This window comes from Uliginosibacterium sp. 31-16, assembly GCF_030730865.1.
Lineage (GTDB): Bacteria > Pseudomonadota > Gammaproteobacteria > Burkholderiales > Rhodocyclaceae > Uliginosibacterium.
Map to the genome: position 1 here is coordinate 663,303 of NZ_JAVALZ010000001.1, position 20,819 is coordinate 684,121.

Sequence of the window (20,819 nt, forward strand, 5' to 3'; positions counted from 1 at the left end):
CAGAACGCCCCTATGCCATGCCGAATTCTTCACATTTCCGGGTTAAGGTGGGTAAAGCCTCTTGGCGCGATAGCGTGCATGCAGGATGATTCGCTTCCGCTGCTCCGTCTCCTGACCATCCATAGCCATGGCGCCTCTGCGGATAACGCCGAGTCGAGTTTGATGCCCCGCTACACGCTTGCCCTGTTGCTTTCCGCTGTATGCCTGTTGCTGTCAGCCTGCCAGAACAAGAACTCCCCTGCCGGCCCTGAGGCGTCGGCCCCCGCCAGCGGCGAATCCCGGCCTGCGGCAGAGGCCAAAGGCAATGCCGGGCGCGGCAACCGGCCGCAAATTGTCACCACCACCACCAGCCGGATCGAGAACGTCCCCTTGCTGCTCGAAGCGCAAGGCAATGTGCTGGCGCTCGACGAGGTGGATGTGCGCCCGCAGAAGAGCGGCATGATCACCCAGATTCATTTCAAGGAAGGCGACGAAGTCCGCAAGGGACAGTTGCTCTTCTCGCTGGACGCCCGTGACGATGAGGCCAATGTGGGCAAGGCAGCCGCAGGTGTGGCCAGTGCCGAAGCCGCGCTGAGCATTGCGCAGCGTGATCTGAAACGCAGCCAGGAACTCTCGGACAAGAATTTCATTGCGCCTTCCGCGCTGGACACCACGCGCAGCAAGGCTGACACGGCCATCGCCAATCTCACGCAAGCCCGCGCTGCGCTGGAGCAGGCCAGGGTCAGCCAGTCCTACACCCGTATCCATGCGCCTTTCGATGGGCGCGCTGGCCTGATCAACGTGCGCCCGGGCAGTCTGGTCACCTCGACCTCCACCGCCGGATCACTGGTCAAGCTCACCCGCATGAACCCGATCGGCGTCACCTTCTCGTTGCCGGAACGCGATGTTCCTGCCCTGCTCGACGCCATGCGCAAGGGGCCGGTCAAGCTCAGCGCCAGCACGAGCAGTCAGGACAAGCTGCCGGGCGAAGTGATCTTCGTCGACAGCAATGTGGATCGCGCTTCGGGCACGCTGCTGGTCAAGGCGAAGCTGGACAACAGCAAACGCAGCGTGTGGCCCGGCCAGTACGTCTCGGTGAAGGTGGAAGCCGGCAGCATTCCGGACGCCACCGTGCTGCCCGCCCAGGCAGTGATCAACGGCCCGAACGGCCGCCTTGTCTACGTCATCGACGAAGAAAGCACGGCACAGGCCAAGCCGGTCGAGCTGCTGCGCATTGCCAGCGAGAAGGCGGTAATCAAAGGCTTGCCGGCAGGCGTCAAGGTGGTTCTGGAAGGCGGCCAGAACCTGCGCCCGGGCAGCAAGGTCACGGAAGCGAAAAGCGGTGACAAGGGAGAAAGCCGTGGCAAGCGGGGTGGGAAGCCCGTCTCCGGAGAGGCAGCCCGCGAAGCCGCTTCCAGCGCAGCTCCGCAGGCAGGCATACCGCAGAACAAGGCTGCAGGCGGCTCTTCAGGCAAGGCTGCTGCACAATGAAGTTCACGGAACAGAGTATCCACCGCCCGGTCGCCACCACCCTGCTGTGGTTGGCAGTGATGCTCGGCGGCATCGCTGCGTGGTTCAAGCTACCCATCGCAGCCCTGCCCTCGTTCAACCAGCCGATCATCGAAGTCAGCGCCAGCCTGCCCGGCGCCAATCCGGAGACCATGGCGAACTCGGTCGCCACCATCCTCGAACGGCAATTCTCGACGATTGCCGGTCTGAAGATGATGACCTCGACGAGCCAGCTCGGCAGCACCCGCATCACGCTGGAGTTCATTCCCTCGCTGGACATCAATGCCGCGGCCGTCGACGTGCAGGCTGCGCTGCTGCGTGCCAATCGCCAGCTGCCGAAGGACATGACCAATCCGCCGAGTTACCGCAAGGTCAATCCTGCGGACGACCCGGTGCTGTTCATCACGCTGGATTCGCCTTCGCTGTCACTGGACCAGCTCAACGATTTCGCCGACAACCTGATTTCGCCCACGTTGGCAACCCTCGAAGGCGTCGCCCAGGTGAGCATCAACGGGCAGAAGCGCTACGCCGTGCGTGTCACGGTGGACCCGGCCAAACTTGCTGCGCGTGACTTGTCCATCGGTGAGCTGTCGACGGCACTGGCCGCCGCCAACTCCAACACCCCGATGGGTTCGCTCGAAGGCAAACGTCAGACGCTGGTCATCACCGCCAATGACCAGCTCATGAACGCCGCCGATTTCGCGCGCATGATCGTGGCCAACAAGAACGGCCAGCCGGTGCGCCTCGCCGATGTGGCCGAAGTCATCGACAGCGTGGAGAACATCAAGAACGCGGCCTGGGTGAACGGCAAGCGCGGCATCAATCTGCAGGTGCTGCGCCAGCCCAGTGCCAATACGGTTGCCGTGGTGGATGCCGTGCGCGCAGCGATTCCGAAACTGCAGGCCCAGCTGCCCGCCTCGGTCGACATCAACATCCTCAACGACCGCTCGATCTCGATCCGCGACTCCATTCACGACGTCAACCTCACCATGCTGCTGACCGTGGCGCTGGTGATGCTGGTGATCCTGATGTTCCTGCGCCGGATCTCCGCCACCCTGATTCCGTCGGTCTCGCTGCCCGCTTCGGTACTCGGCACTTTCGGCTTGATGCTGTGGTTCGGCTACAGCCTCGACAACATCTCGCTGATGGGCCTGACGATTGCCGTCGGTCTCGTCGTGGATGACGCCATCGTGGTGCTGGAAAACATCGTGCGTCACATCGAGAACGGCGTGAAGCCTTTCCCGGCGGCCGTGCGCGGCGTACGCGAAGTGGGTTTCACGGTGATCTCGATCTCGGTGTCGCTGATCGCCGTGTTCATCCCGATCTTCTTCATGCCCGGCACCATCGGCCTGATGTTCCACGAGTTCGCCGTGGTCGTCACCCTGGCCATCTCGGTGTCAGCCGTCGCTGCGCTGACCATCATCCCGATGCTGGCTGCGCGCTTCATCCACCATCACCCGGACGAAGCCGAGCATGCCCCCGCCTGGAGCCGCGCCTTCGAGCGCGGTTTCAATGCCGTGCTCGACGCCTACACCCACAGCCTAGGCTGGACCCTCAAGCACCGCTGGCTGATGCTGCTGCTGGCGCTGGTGACCTGCATCGCCACCGTCGCGCTCTACCAGATCATGCCCAAGGGTTTCTTCCCCGAGGAAGACATCGGCCAGGTCCGCGCACCGATCACCGCGGCACAGGATATTTCCTGGCCGGCGATGCGCGAACTGACCATGAAGATCGACGACAGGATCCGCCAGAACCCGAATGTGCTCGATGTCGTCTCCAATGCCGGCGGCAACAACCGCGCCTTCATCTTCATCACTCTCAAGCCGCAGAAAGAGCGCGCGAAGATGAAAGACGTACTGGAGTCACTGCGCAAGGACACTGCGGACATTCCCGGCGCACAGATATCCTTCTCGGCGATCCAGAATCTGCGCATCGGCGGCCGCAGCTCGAACGCGCGCTTCCAGTACACCCTGCAATCGGTCGACTACGACCTGGTCGCCAACTGGGCCGAACAGATGCAGCGCAAGCTGCGCGAGTCGCCGCTGCTCAAGGACATCAACTCTGATGCCGAACGCCGCGCGGTGCAGGCCAAGCTGATCATCGACCGCGATCAGGCGCTGGCGCTGGGCGTGGACATGCAGAGCCTGCGCAATGTGCTGAATGCCTCTTTCGGCGAACGTCAGGTCACGACCATCTACGCCCCGCAGGACAACTTCCCCGTCATCCTGCAATGGGCCGAAGCCTTCCGCGCCGACGAAGGCGGCATGGAATTCCTGCGCGTACGCTCGAAGACCGGCCAGCTCGTACCGGTGACCGCCTTCTCGCGCATGGAGCGGGCCGCCGTGAACAATTCGGTGAACCATCAGGGGCAGATCGCAGCAGTCACGCTGTCATTCAACCTCGCGCCCGACGTGACCCTGTCGCAAGCCATCGACGAAGTGAAGAAGATCAAGGGCGAGATGGCCATGCCCGCCAACGTCTTCGGCTCCTTCGCCGGCGACGCAGCGGTCTATCAGGAATCCCAAACCAGCCAGCTATGGCTGATCCTGATCGCCATCGCAGTGATCTACGTGGTGCTCGGCGTACTCTATGAGAGCTGGATCCACCCGATCACCATCCTGGCCGGCATTCCTTCGGCGGCCGTCGGTGCGCTGCTCTCGCTGCAACTCGCCGGGCTGGAGCTGACCTTCATCGCCATGGTCGGCATCCTGCTGCTGATCGGCATCGTGAAGAAGAACGCCATCATGATGATCGACTTCGCGCTCGAAGCGCAGCGCAAGGAGCACATGTCGCCGCACGACGCCATTCGCGCCGCCAGCCGCCTGCGTTTCCGCCCGATCATGATGACCACCCTGGCCGCCATCATGGGCGCCCTGCCCATCGCGCTGGGTATCGGCGCCGGCGCCGAGCTCCGCCAGCCGATGGGTGTGGCGATTGTCGGTGGCCTGATCTTCTCGCAGATGATCACGCTCTACGTCACTCCGGCGCTGTATCTGTCGTTTGACTGGTTGCAGCACAGGCTTGGGCTGGTCAAAGACACGCCCAAGCACTGAGCCGAAGAGCCGCGTCTGGCAAGCCTCTTCAGCACGGTCGCCTGAAGATGCCCGCCCCGCGCGGCTCTTCAGGCAGCCCGCCGCAAACCCTCGCGGCGTGGGACAATCCGGCCTGATTTCCTGAAAGCACCGAAATAATGGCCATCCAGTGGTTCCCCGGACACATGACTTCCGCCCGCAAGAAAGCCGGCGAAGCCATGGAAAACATCGACGTCGTGATCGAGGTCGTCGACGCACGCCTGCCCGCTGCGAGCTGCAACCCGATGATTCAGGAGCTGCGTGCGCATCGCCAGCGCCCCTGCCTGAAGATCCTCAACAAGGCCGATCTGGCCGACCCGGCGGCCACCCAGGCCTGGCTCGACTACTTCAACCGTCAGCCCGGCGTGAAGGCGGTGGCCCTGTCGTGCAAAAAAGCCAGCGACGTGGCCCGCGTGCCCGGCCTGTGCCGCCCGCTGGCACCGCACCGCAACGACAACGTCAAACCTTTGCGCATGATGATCATGGGTATCCCCAACGTCGGCAAATCCACGCTGATGAACGCGCTCCTCGGCCGCAAGCTTTCGGCAGTGGGCGACGAACCGGCAGTGACCAAATCGCAGGTGCGCGGCGAGATCGACCTGCGCCATGTGCTGGTCGACACCCCGGGCATGATGTGGCCGAAGATTGCTTACGACAGCGACGGCTACATGCTCGCCGCCAGCCACGCCATCGGTCGCAACGCGGTGATCGACGAAGAAGTTGCCACCTTCCTCGCCAATCTGCTGCTCGCCCGCTACCCGACGCACCTGACCGAGCGCTACGGCTTCGATATCAAAGGCATGGATGGCGTTGCCGTGATCGAAGCCGTCGCCAAGCGCCGCGCCATGCGCCTGAAAGGCGGCGGGCTGGATCTGGAGAAAGCCGCGCTGGTCTTCCTGCAGGATTACCGCGACGGCAAGCTCGGCCGTGTCAGCCTGGAAACCCCGGAAACGCGCGACGCCATGCTCGCCGAGCACGCCCGCCTGCTGGAGCTGCGCAAGCAGGAAGGACCGCGCGCGGATGCCCCGTTGCCCGCAGAGCCTCCGACCGACGAGTAAACGGATGCCCACGCCGTCTGCGCTGTTTGCCAACCTGCTTTTCGGCCTGATCGGTGCTGCGGTTTTCATGTACGGAAAACGCGTCGTCAATTTTCCGCTCATCGGTATCGGCCTCACCCTGATGGCCTACACTTGGTTCGTGTCCGAAACCTGGTTGCTGTACGGCATCGGCCTTGCCCTCTGCGCCGGTGTCTACTGGTTCAGGGACTGGTCATGAAGTCTGCCGCCCACTCCACGCTGCGCCAGATTCCGCGCGGGATCTGGGTGCTGGGCTGTGTGAGTCTGCTGATGGATGTGTCTTCCGAGATGATCCACAGCCTGCTGCCGATGTTCATGGTGACAGTGCTCGGGGCGAGTGCACTGTCGGTCGGCATCATCGAGGGATTGGCAGAATCCACGGCGCTGATCGTCAAGGTGTTCTCCGGCGTGCTCAGTGACTATCTCGGTCGGCGCAAGCTGCTGGCCTTGTGCGGTTACACGCTGGGCGCACTCTCCAAACCCCTGTTTGCGCTGGCTCCAAGCGTCGGACTGGTACTGGGCGCCCGCCTGATCGACCGCGTCGGCAAGGGCGTGCGTGGCGCACCACGCGACGCGCTGGTGGCAGACATCGCCCCGCCCGAACTGCGCGGCGCCGCCTTTGGTCTGCGCCAGTCGCTGGATACGATCGGCGCCTTTCTCGGTCCGCTGCTGGGCGTGGGCCTGATGCTGCTGTGGGCCAATGATTTCCGGGCGGTGTTCTGGGTGGCAGTGATTCCGGGGCTGCTGGCCGTTGCCCTGCTCTTCGTCGGTGTGCAGGAGCCTGAGCATCAAGGCGTGCGGCGCGCCAATCCGATCAGCCGTGCCAACCTGCGCCGGCTGAGCCGCGACTACTGGTGGGTCGTCGGCGTCGGTGCCGTGTTCACGCTGGCGCGCTTCTCCGAAGCGTTTCTGGTGCTGCGCGCCCAGCAGAGCGGAATGCCCATTGCATGGGTGCCGCTGGTGATGGTGGCGATGAATCTGGTCTACGCTGCCAGTGCCTATCCCTTCGGCAAGCTCTCCGACCGCATGAGCCACGCCCGCCTGCTTGCGCTGGGCCTGCTCATGCTGATCGCTGCGGATATCGTGCTGGCGGCGAGCAGCCACTGGAGCGTGGTGCTCGGCGGTGTGGCGCTGTGGGGTATTCACATGGGCATGACACAAGGCCTGCTGGCAAGCATGGTGGCCGATACCGCGCCTGCGGATCTGCGCGGCACCGCCTATGGTTTCTTCAACCTCATGAGCGGTCTCACGATGCTGCTGGCCAGTGTGATCGCCGGCCTGCTGTGGGATCTGTCCGGCGCCGGTCTGACCTTCAGTGCAGGTGCGGGGTTCTGCGTGCTGGCCTGTGCGGTGCTCGCCTGCCACCCGGAGAAAAAATCATGAACGAGCCATCCAGTGCGAAAACTTCCTTGCACCAGCGCAGCCTCGTACTGCGGGTAATACACGCTCGTCCGCGCCTGTTTTCCTCGGCACTGATCGCCGGTTTGCTGCTGATCCTGCTGCCTGCCAGCTGGGCACCCCACCCGACCACCCGCCTGCTGCTGGCCTGGAATGCCGGAGCCTGCAGCTATCTGCTGCTGGCGGTGATCATGATCGCACGCGCCACTCCGGCACACATGCGTTGGCGTGCCCGGATCGAAGACGAAGGGCGGCGGATGATTCTGGCCAGCGTGGTGCTGGCCACCCTGGCCTGTCTGGTCGCGATCTTCGTGCAACTCGCCCTTGCACGGGATCTGCACGGTTTGCTCAAGTATGCCCACATCGCGCTGGCCGTGCTGACGATGGCCAGCGCCTGGGCTTTCGTGCACCTGATCTTTGCACTGCATTACGCCCATGATTTCTACAGCGACCGTGGTCAGAACGGCAACAGTGGTCTGCTGTTTCCCGATACCGAAAATCCGGACTATCTGGATTTCATCTACTTCGCTGCGGTGATCGGCACCTCCGGCCAGACCGCTGACGTGAGTTTCACCTCGCCGCATCTGCGCCGCATCGGCCTGTGCCATTGCGTGCTGGCCTATGCCTTCAACACCACGGTGCTGGCGCTCACCATCAATATCGCATCGGGCCTGCTTTAAGCTCCCTCCAGCGCCGCTCTGCCTCCACCAGAAAACCAGACGCCCACAGCGCCGCAGGTGAAATCACCGGCTTACCTCGTGGCACGTGATCGCCATAGCACTCGTGGCACCTGACGCGCAGTACTGGATCCATACGCAACCGTATTCGGGTTTCCCTGAATATTGCCTTATGGACATGACCCTCCTAGAATTAAAACGAACGTTTGAATCAAACACACAACATGACCACTGCTCCTACCGAAACACGCATCCGCATCCTCGATGCAGCCGAACGGCTGTTCATGGCCAACGGCTTTGAAGGCACCTCGATGCGTCAGATCGCCAGCGAGGCGGAGGCCAATCTTGCGGCAACCAACTATCACTTCGGCTCCAAGGAAGCACTGCTTCAAGCCGTCTTCAAACGTCGTCTGGAATGGCTGAATGGGGAGCGCCTTCGCGTTCTCGACGCCATGGAAGCAGAGGCTGGCGACCAGGCCTTGAAGCCGTCGCAGATTGTCGACGCTTTTTTCGGCACCTTGCTGCGCATGGGCAACGAACCCAATCAGGGCGGCCAGACTTTCCTGCGCTTGCTCGGGCGCAACCTTAGCAACCCCAGCGACATGATCCGCACCCTTTTCGCCGCCGAATACAGCGATGTGCTGGAACGCTGCAAGAACGCACTCTACCGGTCGCTGCCGGAGGTCCCGAAAGCCGAAATCGTGTGGCGCCTGCACTTCATGCTCGGCGCCACCCTACGCCATTGCCGGCACCGACGCGCTGGATCTGGTGACCGATTGGCAAGTTTCCGAAGGTGAAAAAGCACACAGCCCCGAGTTGCTGCTTCCCCGCCTGATGTCTTTTCTGCTGGGAGGCTTGCGCGCACCACTGCCCAGCAATTCCAAATAACAGCGTGCCGCAATGACGGCTCGCATCCATCCAAACCAAGAGAGACAAGCATGCACACACTGATAGTTCTGATCGTTCTGGTGATCGCTTTGCCAGTCGCCCTGCTCGGCATCGCACCTCTGCGGCGTGCCCTGATCAGCCGGCCACTCTTTGCTGTATACAAAAAGATCCTCCCGCCAATGTCCGACACCGAACGCACCGCGCTGGAAGCCGGCACGGTGTGGTGGGAGGGCGAACTGTTCTCCGGCAAGCCAACATGGGAGAAGCTGCTGGGCTACGCGTGGCCTCGTCTGAGCAGCGAGGAACAGAGTTTTCTCGACACCGAAACCGAGGAACTGTGCCGCCTGATGAATGACTGGGAAACCACCCATCAGCATCAGGACATGTCACCCGAGGCCTGGAAATATGTAAAGGAAAAAGGCTTTCTCGGCATGATCATCCCGAAAGAGTTCGGGGGAAAAGGCTTCTCGGCCTTCGGTCATGCTCAGGTCATTACCAAGCTGGCAACCCGGAGTTCTGCCTCCGCCATCAGTGTGATGGTGCCAAATTCGCTTGGCCCTGCCGAACTGCTTCTGCATTACGGAACCGATGCACAGAAGCAATTCTATTTGCCGCGTCTGGCGCGTGGTGAGGAAATCCCGGCCTTCGCACTGACCAGCCCGCAGGCTGGTTCGGATGCCGCATCAATTCCCGACTTCGGCGTGGTGTGCAAGGGTACATACCAGGGTCGTGAAGTGCTGGGAATGCGGGTCACTTGGGATAAACGCTATATCACGCTGGGTCCGATCTGCAGCATTCTCGGTCTCGCATTCCGTCTCTACGATCCAGACAAACTCCTCGGCTCCACCGAAGATCTGGGCATTACCTGCGCGCTGGTTCCGCACGACCATCCTGGCGTCAACATCGGCCGCCGGCACTTCCCGCTCAATGCGGTGTTCCAGAACGGGCCGAACTGGGGCAAGGAGGTATTCATGCCGCTGGACTTCATCATCGGCGGACCGGCCATGGCGGGCCAAGGCTGGCGAATGCTCATGGAATGCCTTGCGGCGGGTCGCTCAATCTCGCTGCCTGGTTGCAATACCGGCATGATGAAGCTCACCGCGCGCGCTGTCGGTGCTTATTCCCGCGTACGCAGCCAGTTCAAGATGCCTATCGGCAAGTTCGAGGGCATCGAAGAGCCGCTGGCACGTATCGGCGGCAACCTTTACATGGCGGATGCGGCACGCATCATGACCGCAGGAGCACTGGACCTCGGCGAGAAACCTTCGGTGGTCTCTGCCATCGTCAAGTATCACGTCACGGAGCGTGGCCGCCAGTCAGTCAACGATGGCATGGACGTCCTTGGCGGCAAGGGCATCTGCCTGGGGCCGCAAAACTTTCTTGGCCGGGCCTATCAGCAACTTCCCATCGGCATCACCGTCGAAGGAGCAAACATCCTTACGCGCTGCCTGATCATCTTCGGCCAGGGCGCCATCCGCTGCCACCCGTACGTGCTCAAGGAAATGCAGGCCGCACAGGATGATCATGCAGATCGCGGCCTGACCGCATTCGATCGTGCACTGTCGGGACACATCCGGTTCTCCATCGGTAATGCGCTGCGCACCCTTGGCATGGGCCTGACAGGATCACACTGGGCCAGCACGCCTGCCATTGGCTCACAAATAGCGCCAGAGACCCGGCGCTACTATCAGCAACTTACCCGCTTCTCATCAGCCTTCGCCTTTCTCTCCGATGTGTCGATGCTGACCATGGGCGGAGACCTCAAGCGCAAGGAAAAGCTTTCTGCACGCCTGGGTGACATCCTGTCCTACATGTACTTGTGCTCGGCCACTCTGCGTCGCTATGAAGCGGAAGGTCGTCAGGCCGCCGACGCGCCGCTGATGCACTGGGCAATATGGGATGCCATGTTCAAAGCCCAGAATGCTTTCGAAGGAGTGATCTCAAACTTCCCGAATCGCTTCATCGCAGCCTTGTTGCGGCGCATTATTTTCCCCCTGGGTCGCCCGTATGTTGTGCCCTCCGACAAACTGGGCCATGAAGTGGCCCGATTGCTGATCACCCCCTCGGCCACCCGCGACCGCCTGATTGCCGACAGCTTCTGTGACTTCGGTAACGAAGAAGATCCGGTTGCCGTACTGGAGCTTGCCCTGCAAGCCACCATCAAGGCTGAAGCGGTTGAAGGACGCATCCGCGCAGCACAGAAAGCCGGGCAGATCACCGGGCGCGGCATGGAAGCACTCATTGCGGAAGCCAGCGCCAAAGGGATTATCAGCAAGGATGAACAGGCTCTCCTCGTACGTCGCGAAGAGCTGCGTCAGAAAGCAATCCGCGTCGATGATTTCCCGCAGGACTTTGGCCTCGGTCAGGCAGATGCCCATATCCGCCCAGAGTCGACACCCGAGATCAGCCAGCGAGCAGCGGCATGATGGCCTTCAAGCCTGTCTATATTGTTGATGGCGCGCGCTCACCTTTTCTGAAGGCGAAGAATGCGCCCGGCCCCTTTTCGGCGTCCGATATTGCGACGATCACCGGGCGTGCCCTGCTGGCACGCCAGCCTTTCTCGCCCGAACAACTGGATGAAGTGATTCTGGGCTGCGCTTCGCCTTCGCCTGATGAAGTAAACATCGGGCGTGTGGTGTCACTGCGCATGGGATGCGGCAACAAAGTGCCGGGCTGGACGGTGATGCGTAACTGTGCCTCCGGCATGCAGGCCCTGGACTCCGCCATCACCAATATCCAGGCAGGGCGCTCGCAACTGGTTCTGGCCGGCGGCGTGGATGCGCTGTCACGTGCACCGCTGCTGTTTTCCGATGCAATGGTCCGCTGGCTCTCTCGCTGGTATGCGGCGAAGGGGCTGGGTCAGCGGCTTGGCGTACTCATGCAATTCAAGCTGGGCTATCTTGCGCCCGTCATCGGCATTGTCAAAGGACTGACAGACCCGGTTGCAGGTCTGATGATGGGGCAGACAGCGGAGAACATCGCCTGGCGCTTCGGCATCACCAGAGAAACCATGGATGCCTTCTCGGTGCGCAGTCACCAACGCGTTGCTGCAGCACAGGATGCCGGATATTTCGATGAAGAAATAGTGCCCCTGATCAATGAAAAAGGCACTCCATATTCCGCCGACGACGGTGTGCGCCGGGATTCATCGATGCCGAATCTTGCCAAACTGAAACCTTTTTTTGACCGCAAATATGGCGCCATCACTCCGGGCAACAGCTCGCAGATCACTGACGGTGCAACCTGGCTTGTTCTCGCCTCCGAAGAGGCTATCAATGCACACGGGCTGAAGCCGATCGGCAAGATTGTAGACAGCCAATGGGCCGGCCTCGCACCCGAGCAGATGGGTCTTGGCCCCGTACATGCAGTCACCCCGATCCTGCAGCGCAACAACCTGGGACTCAATGATCTTGATGCCTGGGAAATCAACGAAGCCTTTGCCGCACAGGTTATTGGCTGCCTGTCCGCGTGGAAAGATGAAACCTATTGCCGCGAACAGCTCGACCTGAATGGTGCTCTCGGCGCGCTGGAGGAAAGCCGCCTGAACGTCGATGGCGGTGCTGTCGCCCTCGGCCATCCGGTGGGGGCCAGTGGCGCACGCATCGTCCTACATTTGCTGCATATCCTCCGTCGCACTAATGGCAAACGCGGGATCGCAAGCATCTGCATCGGCGGCGGGCAAGGCGGCGCAATGCTGGTGGAGGCGCTGTGATGACAAACAGTATTGAAGAACTGAATTTGCAAAACTGGCATCTCGAACGCGATGCTCAGCAAATCGCATGGCTGTCACTCGATTGCGCGAACAGCAGCACCAATACGCTGAGTTCTGCAGTCATCATCGAACTGGCACGAGTGATTAATGCGCTGGAAAAAAACCGGCCTTCAGCGCTCATCATCCACTCCGGCAAGGATGCCGGCTTCATTGCGGGTGCAGACATTGAGGAGTTTACGAAGCTGTCAGATGGTTCGGCAGTTCGTGTGCTCGTTCAGCGCTGCTGGGATCTGTTCAACCGTATTGCAGGGCTCCCCTTCCCTACCCTGGCGCTGATCCGTGGCCACTGCATGGGTGGCGGGCTGGAATTGGCACTGGCGTGCCGTTACCGAATCGCCGTGGACGAGCCAGCCACGCGCATGGCTCTCCCCGAAGTCATGCTTGGCATCGTGCCAGGCTGGGGTGGCATGTTGCGCTTGCCGCGTCTGATCGGTCCAGCAGCCGCGCTTGACATGATGCTGACAGGCAAACAGATCGATGCGAAACGAGGCAAGAAGATGGGGCTGGTTGATGAGTGCGTGCCTCCACGCGTGATGAAAAACGCGGCACGAATGCTTGTTCTTTCCGGTCAGGCTGCGCACAAGTTAAGCCTCATGCAAACCCTGTTGTGTGGCCCGCTGAAAGCGATTGTGGCAAATGCAGCTCGCAAGCAGGTCGCCGGGAAAGCCAGCCCGGAACATTACCCGGCTCCCTATGCCGTCATCGACACATGGAAGAACTTCGGGGGTAATTCACTGGCCGTCCCGGCGGGTCATCCATCGTCCTTTGAATACATCCTGCAACAAGGCACGGCAGCGAATCTGGTACGCGTCTTCTTCCTGCAGCAACGCCTAAAAGCCTTGGGAAAGAGTGAAAACCCCAGCGACTTTGCCCCCAGGCACGTGCATGTAATCGGCGCTGGCACGATGGGTGGCGATATTGCCGCCTGGTGCGTGCTACGCGGAATGACGGTGAGCTTGCAGGATCAGACGACGGAACGCATTGCGCCAGCCATCGGACGTGCAGCTGAAGCCTTCAGCAAGAAGTTCCGGGGCGACCGGAAAGCGGCACGATTCGCTCTGGACCGCCTGATTGCCGATCCGCGTGGCGATGGCGTTCGACAGGCGGATGTCATAATCGAAGCAATTTTCGAAAATCTGGATGCCAAGCATGCGCTGTTTCAGGATATCGAATCACGCGCCCGTCCCGATGCATTGCTTGCCAGCAACACATCCAGCTTGAAACTCGAAGATATTGCGCAGGCACTGAAACGACCAGACCGCTTGGTGGGGATTCATTTTTTCAACCCGGTCGCGATGATGCCTCTGGTCGAGGTGGTTGCGGGTCAATCCAGTGATCCGGCACAGGTTCAGCGTGCAATCAGCTTCGTCCACAAACTGGACAAGCTGCCACTGCCGGTCAAGAGCGCCCCCGGCTTTCTCGTCAATGCCGTGCTTGGACCCTACCTGCTTGAAGCCATGCGCTGCGTGGAGGAAGGCATCTCTGCCGCAACCGTGGATGCGGCGGCAAGTCGCTTCGGCATGCCAATGGGGCCAATTGAACTGGCCGATACCGTAGGTCTCGACATTGCCATGGCGGCCGGCAAAGCGCTGACGGGCAGCGACGATGCACCGCCCCAGTTGCTCGCGCTCGTCTCGGCCGGAAAGCTCGGGAAAAAATCAGGGGCAGGCTATTACACATGGCTCGAAGGCAAGGCAATCAAAGCCAGGGTTTACGACATCCCGGAAGGGCTGACACAACGGCTCATCAAGCCACTGTTAACGGCTACACAGCGCTGTATCGCAGTGGGCGTAGTGGACGATCCTGATCTCGCCGATGCTGGAATCATTTTCGGCACGGGATTTTCACCCTGGACGGGAGGCCCCATGAACTATATGGCGCAAAAAGGAAATCCAGCATGACTCAGCTTCCGCAACGCGAACCTGTACTTCGAACCTTCCCGATGCCAAAGGACTTGAATGCGGCTGGCGACGTATTCGGTGGCTGGATCATGGCTCACGTGGACATCGCCGGTGCGATTCCGGCAGCGCGTCGCGCACGTGGCCGCATCGTGACTGTCGCGGTTAACTCACTGGTTTTTCGCGAACCAATGTTCAACAGTGATCTGGTCAGTTTTTATGCTCAGGTCACCAAGGAAGGCACGACTTCAATGACCGTAGAAGTCGAGGTTTACGCAGAAAGAGATCCTGCCAATCCAAAAATCGTCAAGGTCACGGAAGCTACGTTGATCTATGTCGCCATCGACGGCTCGGGGAAGAAGCGCCCCCTCCCGCCACTTTGATATGCGCTTCATTCCACCACGACCCACCACGGAGACAGAGCAATGACTAAAACCATGCTTTCACGCACCATCACTGCCGCAACAGCATTGTTGGCCGCGCAAGGAGCAAGCGCATCAGGCTTTCAGCTTCAGGAGCAAAACGCCAGCGGGCTAGGAAACTCCTATGCTGGCTCTGCTGCCGTAGCAGAAAACGCCAGCACGATATTTTTCAACCCTGCCGGCATGACAAAACTCCAGGACCGAGAGTTTTCACTGGGGCTGAATCTGATCAGGCCGAGCTATAAATACACCAACGAAGGCTCCAGCGTCGCACCGGCATCTACGGGCAGCAACGGCGGAGATGCCGGTTCGATCGCAGCACTGCCAAACGGCTACATGTCCTGGGCTCTCAACAAGGACTGGTACCTGGGTCTTGGATTCGGCGCACCGTTCGGCCTCAAGACCGAGTATGACGAAGACTGGGTCGGTCGCTTTCAGTCCATCAAATTCGATATCAAAACCTACAACATCAACCCGTCGCTGGCATGGCGCATCAACGACATGGTGTCCGTGGGTGCCGGGGTGAACTGGCAACGGATGGAAGCCGAATACGTTCGAAAAGCTGCCGTCATCAATTCACTGGCTCAAAACACCACGATCACGCTTGATGCCGATAATGACTCCTGGGGCTGGAACGCAGGGGCATTGTTTACGCTGAGTCCCGATACAAAGCTGGGGATTTCCTATCGTTCAGCCGTCAAGCACGAACTTTCCGGAACATTGACTTCCGACAACCAGTTGGTCTCTCCTGACGTCAGCGCCCGTGCGGACATCACGCTACCGGATACATGGATCCTGAGCGTGGCACAGAAAATGGGGCCTGACTGGGAACTGCTGGGCGATCTGTCCCGCACGGGCTGGGCCAAGATCCAGAACGTCGATGTCTGGCGTACAAGCGGATCTTCTGCGGGTCAAGCAACACCGGCACAAACCCTGGATGTGCATTTCCGCAACACCTGGCGTGCAGCCCTGGGCGCGACCCAGAAACTCAACGAACAATGGAAGATGAAGTACGGCATCGCTTACGACCAGTCCCCGGTTCGTGGAGCGGACACCCGTCTGGTGTCGCTCCCCGACAACAACCGGACCTGGCTGTCGCTGGGCGCCCAGTACAAGTTCAACAAGACGTCCACCATCGATGTGGGTGCCGCCTACCTGCTGATCAAGGAAACCACCGTCGACAATGATCAGTCGGCCAAGGGCCGTGGCCGCGTCACCGGTCGCTATGACGGAAGCGTTGCGATTCTTGGCGTGCAGTACTCCCAGTCGTTCTGATCACTTGAACCAGGGCTGCTCGTTACGGGCAGCCCCACTCCAGAAACCAAAAAAATACGGGGTGCCGCTTGCGGCAAGCCGGGGAGTGCCTCACCCATCAGCAGGAGAATATTGTGAGTAATTTCATCGTTCGCAAGGTGGCCGTTCTCGGCGCTGGCGTCATGGGGGCACAGATTGCGGCGCATTGTGCAAATGCCGAAGTTCCTGTGCTGCTGTTCGATCTGTCGACAAAGGATGGCGACCCCAGCGGCATTGCAAGAAAGGCCATCGACAGCCTCAAGAAAATCGAGCCCTCACCGATCGCGACAGCTGATCGCGTAAACCACATCGAAGCAGCCAACTACGATCAGCATCTCGACAAACTTGCTGAGTGTGACCTCATCATCGAGGCCATTGCAGAGAAAATGGAGTGGAAGCTCGACCTCTACCGCAAAGTCGCACCGTGCCTGCGCAGCGATGCAATCTTTGCAACCAACACATCAGGACTGTCGATCAACAAGCTCGCCGAAGGCTGCCCCGCATCGCTACGCCCACGCTTCTGCGGCGTACATTTTTTCAATCCGCCACGCTACATGTCTCTGGTCGAGCTGATCCCCTGCCACGGCACGGATGCGACGCTGCTTGATCACCTGGAATCCTTTCTCACCTCGACGCTGGGCAAAAGCGTCATACGCGCACTCGATACGCCAAACTTTGTCGCCAATCGGGTTGGCGTATTTTCGATGCTCGCGGTCATGCACCATACGCATCAATTCAAACTGGGCTTTGATGAGGTCGACGCGCTCACCGGCCCGATCATCGGGCGACCAAAGAGTGCCACCTATCGCACGGCGGATGTCGTCGGGCTCGACACGCTGGTCCATGTCATACAAACCATGGCCGACAACCTTGCGGATGATCCGTGGGCACATTATTACGCGAGCCCCGGCTGGCTCACCGCGCTGATCGGCCAAGGCGCGCTGGGACAAAAAACCAAAGGCGGGATCTATCGCAAGGAAGGCAAGCAAATCAAGGTTCTTGATCTTTCCACGCAAGCCTATCGCGACAGTAATGCAGAGGTGGCTGACGAGGTCGCTGCCCTCCTCAAACATAAAAGCGCCGCTGAACGCTTCGCCTTGCTCCGTGCAAACCAGCATCCGCACGCCCAGTTCCTGTGGGCAGTCTTCCGCGACGTATTCCACTATGTCGCTGTACATCTGGCGCATATCGCCCACAACGCCCGCGATATCGATCTCGCCATGCGCTGGGGTTTTGGCTGGAATGATGGGCCTTTCGAAACATGGCAAGCCGCCGGCTGGAAAGAAATCGCCGATGCCATTCACGAAGACATTCGAGCCGGCCGCGCAATGAGTTCTGCCCCTTTGCCACCCTGGGTATTTGAAGTCAGTGGCGTACATGGCGCACACGCTTCGTTTGATGCCGCAACGGGCACACTCAAAGGACGCTCGACTCTGCCCGTCTATCAACGCCAGCTGTTCCCGGAGCGAGTCGCCGGTGAACAAGAGAACCCGGGTCGCACGCTCTGGGAGAACGACGAAGTCCGCATGTGGACGCTGGACGACGACGATGGCCGGCATGTCCCCGTACTCTCCTTCAAGAGCAAGATGTGCGCCGTCGGACCTGTCGTGCTGGATGGCATCATCGAAGCCGTTCACCGTGCGGAGCGCGAACATGCCGGGCTGGTGATCTGGCAACCGACCACACCATTTTGCGTTGGGGCCAATCTCAAACAGATCCGCCCCCTGCTCGAAGCAGGTGATTTCGTCGGCCTGGAAGGCATCGTCGCCAAGTTCCAGCTCATGTCACAAACCCTCAAATACGCACAGGTTCCCGTTGTTGCTGCTGTAAATGGTCTGGCACTCGGCGGTGGCTGCGAGATCGTGATGCACGCCACGCGCGCCGTATGTGCGCTGGAGAGCTACATCGGCCTGGTTGAAGTTGGCGTAGGGCTGATTCCAGCCGGTGGCGGATGCAAGGAATTCGCCATCCGCAGCGCGGAGATGGCGGCACGCACGGCCACGAACGATCCCATGAACTGGCTACAGGGAATCTTCCAGACCATTGCCATGGGAAGCGTTTCCAAGAGCGCACGGAATGCAAAAGAACTCGGGCTTCTTCGCGAGCAGGACATCGTCATTCATAACCCTAAGGAGCTGCTGCACGTCGCACGCAAGACGGCCTTGAGTCTGGCGGCCTCGGGTTACCGACCGCGACTTCCTCCCGCTGGCGTACCCGTTGCCGGGCGCGGCGGAATCGCAACGCTGGAGATGATGCTCGTCAACATGCGTGAGGGCGGCATGATCTCGGCGCACGACTATCTCGTTTCCAAATCCGTCGCCACAGCGCTATGCGGAGGGAATGTTGAAAGCGGTACGCTGGTCAACGAAAAATGGCTTCTAGACGTGGAGCGTTCGCTCTTCGTCGATCTTTTGCACACAGCAGAAACCAAAGCACGCCTCATCCATATGCTGGAAGTCGGCAAACCGCTGCGCAACTGAGTGGCCTTGACGAGAAATCAGGAGAATCAAGCATGAACAAACAGATTCAGGACGCCTACATTGTCGCGGTCGCGCGCACGCCGGTTGCCAAGCGCCGGGGCGCCTTCAGGAATGTTCGCCCGGACGACATGCTGGCCCACGTATTGCGCAGCGTTGTCGAGAAAGCGCCGGGCCTGGCTTTGAACGAAATCGGCGACGTCATCGTCGGCTGCGCCATGCCAGAAGCAGAGCAAGGCATGAACGTGGCGCGCATCGGCCTTCTACTGGCAGGGTTTCCGGACACCATTCCGGGCATCACCATCAATCGTTTCTGCTCCTCCGGCGTCAATGCGGTCGCCGATGCCGCCCGGCGCATTCAGCTCGGTGAAGCGGATGTCATGATCGGGGCAGGCACGGAGTCAATGAGCGCAATGCCTCAGATGATGGGCAACAAGGTCGCGATGAACCCGGCGTTCTTCGAGCGCCGCGAAAACATCGCCATCGCTTACGGCATGGGTCTCACCGCCGAAAAGGTCGCGCAACAATACGGAATCTCGCGCGAGGAGCAAGACGCCCTGGCCATGCGCTCGCATCAGAAGGCATGTGCCGCAATCGCAGCAGGACGTTTCCGCGGCGAAATTTCACCCTACCTGGTGCGCGAGCATGTGCCCGACTTCGGCAGCAGCGCCGTACGCGTGGTCGAACGTCTGGTCGAGAGCGATGAAGGCCCTCGCCCGGACAGCTCGCCGGAAGGGCTCGCCAAGCTGAAGCCGATTTTCTCCGTAAAAGGAAGCGTCACGGCAGGCAACAGTTCGCAGATGTCAGACGGGGCCGCAGCAGTACTGCTGATGAGCGAATCCGCACTCAAACGCTACAACCTGACCCCCGTCGCCAGATACTGCGGCTTTGAAGTAGCGGGCGTCCCGCCTGAAGTAATGGGTATCGGGCCTATCGCGGCCATTCCAAAAGTGCTGAAAAGCGTAGGGATATCTCAGGAGGCACTGGACTGGATTGAACTGAACGAAGCCTTCGCCGCCCAGGCCCTCGCCGTAATGAAGACGCTCGACCTTGATCCGGACAAGGTAAACCCGCTGGGCGGCGCGATTGCGCTCGGTCATCCACTGGGGGCCACCGGCGCAATCAGGGTGGCTACGCTGGCAAGCGCCATGCAGCACGATCCGAAGCTGCGCTATGGCCTGATCACCATGTGCATTGGCACGGGCATGGGCGCTGCGGGGCTCTTCGAAAGGGTTTGATGCAATGAGAACGGACTGGATTCGCCGAATGCCTGCTGCATGGCAAGGGCGCTTGATCCGCTGGGGCTTCAATCTGCACCCGGCCTATCGAGCGACAGGCGGGCGGGTCGATTACGTATCGCCGGACATCACCCACATCCGTGTGCGCCTGCCACTGAACCGGCGTACACGGAATGTGGTGGGTTCGCTTTTTGGTGGCTCCCTGTTCGCCGTGACCGACGGCCCACACCCCACGCTTCTGATGTGGGCACTGGGGCCGGATTTCATCGTTTGGGACAAAAGCGCCAGCATCCGCTACCGCAGACCCGGACGCAGCACGCTGTACGGCGATTTCCGTATCCCGCCCGAAGAGATCGCCCGTATTCGCGCTGCGCTGGCAGAGAAGCCGGAGCTCGACTGCCAGTATCTGATCGAACTCAAGGATGACGCTGGCGAGGTGCATGCAGTTATCGAGCGCACGCTCTACATCGCAGTCAAACACCATTACAAGAGCAAGCTCCGGGGAGAAACAAGGAAATGACAATGCGCCAGATAAACCCCCTCCGTTACATCGTACTCACCTTGGTCATGGCTGCCTTGCTTGCGGGCAACGCAGGCAGAGCGGCCGAGATCGCCGGAATCCAGGTCGATGATCGTATCAAATCCGGCAGCACCGAAATGCAGCTCAACGGCGCCGGCCTTCGGACCAGACTCATTTTCAATATCTATGTTGCAGCACTCTACCTGCCACAGAAAAGCAGTGATCCGGGCACGATCATTCAGAGCAGAGCCCCTCGCCGGATGGCTCTCAGAATGCTGCGTGATCTGGATGGAAGCACTCTGTTAAACGCATTGAAAGACGGCCTTCGTGACAATCACAGCGAAGCAGAGCTCGCTGCACTACAAGCGGATATTTCGCAACTTGAAAAGGTATTCACGACTGTCGGCAGCACAAAAAGCGGCGACCTCATCGTCCTCGATCTAAATAACGAGGGTCTTGTCGTCACGGTAAACGGAAATCCGCGTGGCTCCGTGGCAAGCGAGGCGCTCGGGCGCGCATTACTGAAGATCTGGCTGGGAGAAAAACCGGTAGAAGCCTCACTCAAGAAGGCCTTGCTCGGAAACTAACTTCGATGTCAAAC

Annotated in this window: 15 protein-coding genes and 1 pseudogene; all 16 read left to right on the plus strand. The window is 60.3% G+C overall.

Going from position 1 to position 20,819, the window contains the following annotated elements; all coding sequences use genetic code 11:
• Positions 1–162: 162 nt before the first annotated feature.
• The 16 genes and pseudogenes from Q9Q94_RS03065 (at position 163) to Q9Q94_RS03140 (ending at position 20,805) form a co-directional block, all read left to right on the plus strand.
• On the plus strand, positions 163–1,470 hold the full coding sequence (locus Q9Q94_RS03065; protein WP_305978546.1) for an efflux RND transporter periplasmic adaptor subunit: 1,308 nt from the start codon (positions 163–165) through the stop codon (positions 1,468–1,470).
• Complete coding sequence (locus tag Q9Q94_RS03070) at positions 1,467–4,541, plus strand: efflux RND transporter permease subunit (protein WP_305978547.1); 3,075 nt, start codon at positions 1,467–1,469, stop codon at positions 4,539–4,541. Before Q9Q94_RS03065 ends, Q9Q94_RS03070 begins: the two co-directional genes overlap by 4 nt.
• Before the next feature lie 137 nt (positions 4,542–4,678).
• Positions 4,679–5,617: a ribosome biogenesis GTPase YlqF gene (ylqF, locus tag Q9Q94_RS03075; protein ID WP_305978548.1), complete on the plus strand. Its 939-nt coding sequence runs from the start codon at positions 4,679–4,681 to the stop codon at positions 5,615–5,617.
• A 4-nt stretch (positions 5,618–5,621) separates the two neighbouring features.
• A complete protein-coding gene (locus Q9Q94_RS03080) occupies positions 5,622–5,834 on the plus strand; it encodes a hypothetical protein (RefSeq protein WP_305978549.1) in 213 nt (70 codons plus the stop codon).
• Entirely contained in the window at positions 5,831–7,018 is a 1,188-nt protein-coding gene (locus Q9Q94_RS03085) for an MFS transporter (RefSeq protein WP_305978550.1), read from the plus strand. The genes Q9Q94_RS03080 and Q9Q94_RS03085 overlap by 4 nt, the downstream gene beginning before the upstream one ends.
• A complete protein-coding gene (locus tag Q9Q94_RS03090) occupies positions 7,015–7,713 on the plus strand; it encodes a DUF1345 domain-containing protein (RefSeq protein ID WP_305978551.1) in 699 nt (232 codons plus the stop codon). The genes Q9Q94_RS03085 and Q9Q94_RS03090 overlap by 4 nt, the downstream gene beginning before the upstream one ends.
• Positions 7,714–7,934: 221 nt before the next feature.
• Positions 7,935–8,598 (plus strand): annotated as a pseudogene (locus Q9Q94_RS03095) (TetR/AcrR family transcriptional regulator).
• Positions 8,599–8,648: 50 nt separating this feature from the next.
• Complete coding sequence (locus Q9Q94_RS03100) at positions 8,649–11,024, plus strand: acyl-CoA dehydrogenase (protein ID WP_305978552.1); 2,376 nt, start codon at positions 8,649–8,651, stop codon at positions 11,022–11,024.
• The gene (locus Q9Q94_RS03105) at positions 11,024–12,310 is read left to right on the plus strand and encodes an acetyl-CoA C-acetyltransferase (RefSeq protein WP_305979475.1); all 1,287 of its coding nucleotides are present in this window, start codon (positions 11,024–11,026) and stop codon (positions 12,308–12,310) included. The genes Q9Q94_RS03100 and Q9Q94_RS03105 overlap by 1 nt, the downstream gene beginning before the upstream one ends.
• Positions 12,310–14,271 carry a 3-hydroxyacyl-CoA dehydrogenase NAD-binding domain-containing protein gene (locus Q9Q94_RS03110; RefSeq protein WP_305978553.1) on the plus strand — a complete coding sequence of 654 codons (1,962 nt, stop codon included), beginning with the start codon at positions 12,310–12,312 and terminating at the stop codon, positions 14,269–14,271. The genes Q9Q94_RS03105 and Q9Q94_RS03110 overlap by 1 nt, the downstream gene beginning before the upstream one ends.
• On the plus strand, positions 14,268–14,651 hold the full coding sequence (locus Q9Q94_RS03115) for an acyl-CoA thioesterase (RefSeq protein WP_305978554.1): 384 nt from the start codon (positions 14,268–14,270) through the stop codon (positions 14,649–14,651). The genes Q9Q94_RS03110 and Q9Q94_RS03115 overlap by 4 nt, the downstream gene beginning before the upstream one ends.
• A 42-nt stretch (positions 14,652–14,693) precedes the next feature.
• Positions 14,694–15,965 carry an OmpP1/FadL family transporter gene (locus Q9Q94_RS03120; RefSeq protein ID WP_305978555.1) on the plus strand — a complete coding sequence of 424 codons (1,272 nt, stop codon included), beginning with the start codon at positions 14,694–14,696 and terminating at the stop codon, positions 15,963–15,965.
• A 113-nt stretch (positions 15,966–16,078) separates the two neighbouring features.
• Positions 16,079–18,463, plus strand: a complete 2,385-nt coding sequence (locus tag Q9Q94_RS03125) for a 3-hydroxyacyl-CoA dehydrogenase/enoyl-CoA hydratase family protein (RefSeq protein WP_305978556.1) — start codon at positions 16,079–16,081, stop codon at positions 18,461–18,463.
• 32 nt (positions 18,464–18,495) lie between these two features.
• Positions 18,496–19,698 carry an acetyl-CoA C-acyltransferase gene (locus Q9Q94_RS03130; protein WP_305978557.1) on the plus strand — a complete coding sequence of 401 codons (1,203 nt, stop codon included), beginning with the start codon at positions 18,496–18,498 and terminating at the stop codon, positions 19,696–19,698.
• Between the two features lie 28 nt (positions 19,699–19,726).
• On the plus strand, positions 19,727–20,218 hold the full coding sequence (locus Q9Q94_RS03135) for a DUF4442 domain-containing protein (RefSeq protein WP_305978558.1): 492 nt from the start codon (positions 19,727–19,729) through the stop codon (positions 20,216–20,218).
• 2 nt (positions 20,219–20,220) lie between these two features.
• Complete coding sequence (locus Q9Q94_RS03140) at positions 20,221–20,805, plus strand: chalcone isomerase family protein (RefSeq protein ID WP_305978559.1); 585 nt, start codon at positions 20,221–20,223, stop codon at positions 20,803–20,805.
• The last annotated feature ends 14 nt before the right edge of the window (positions 20,806–20,819 follow it).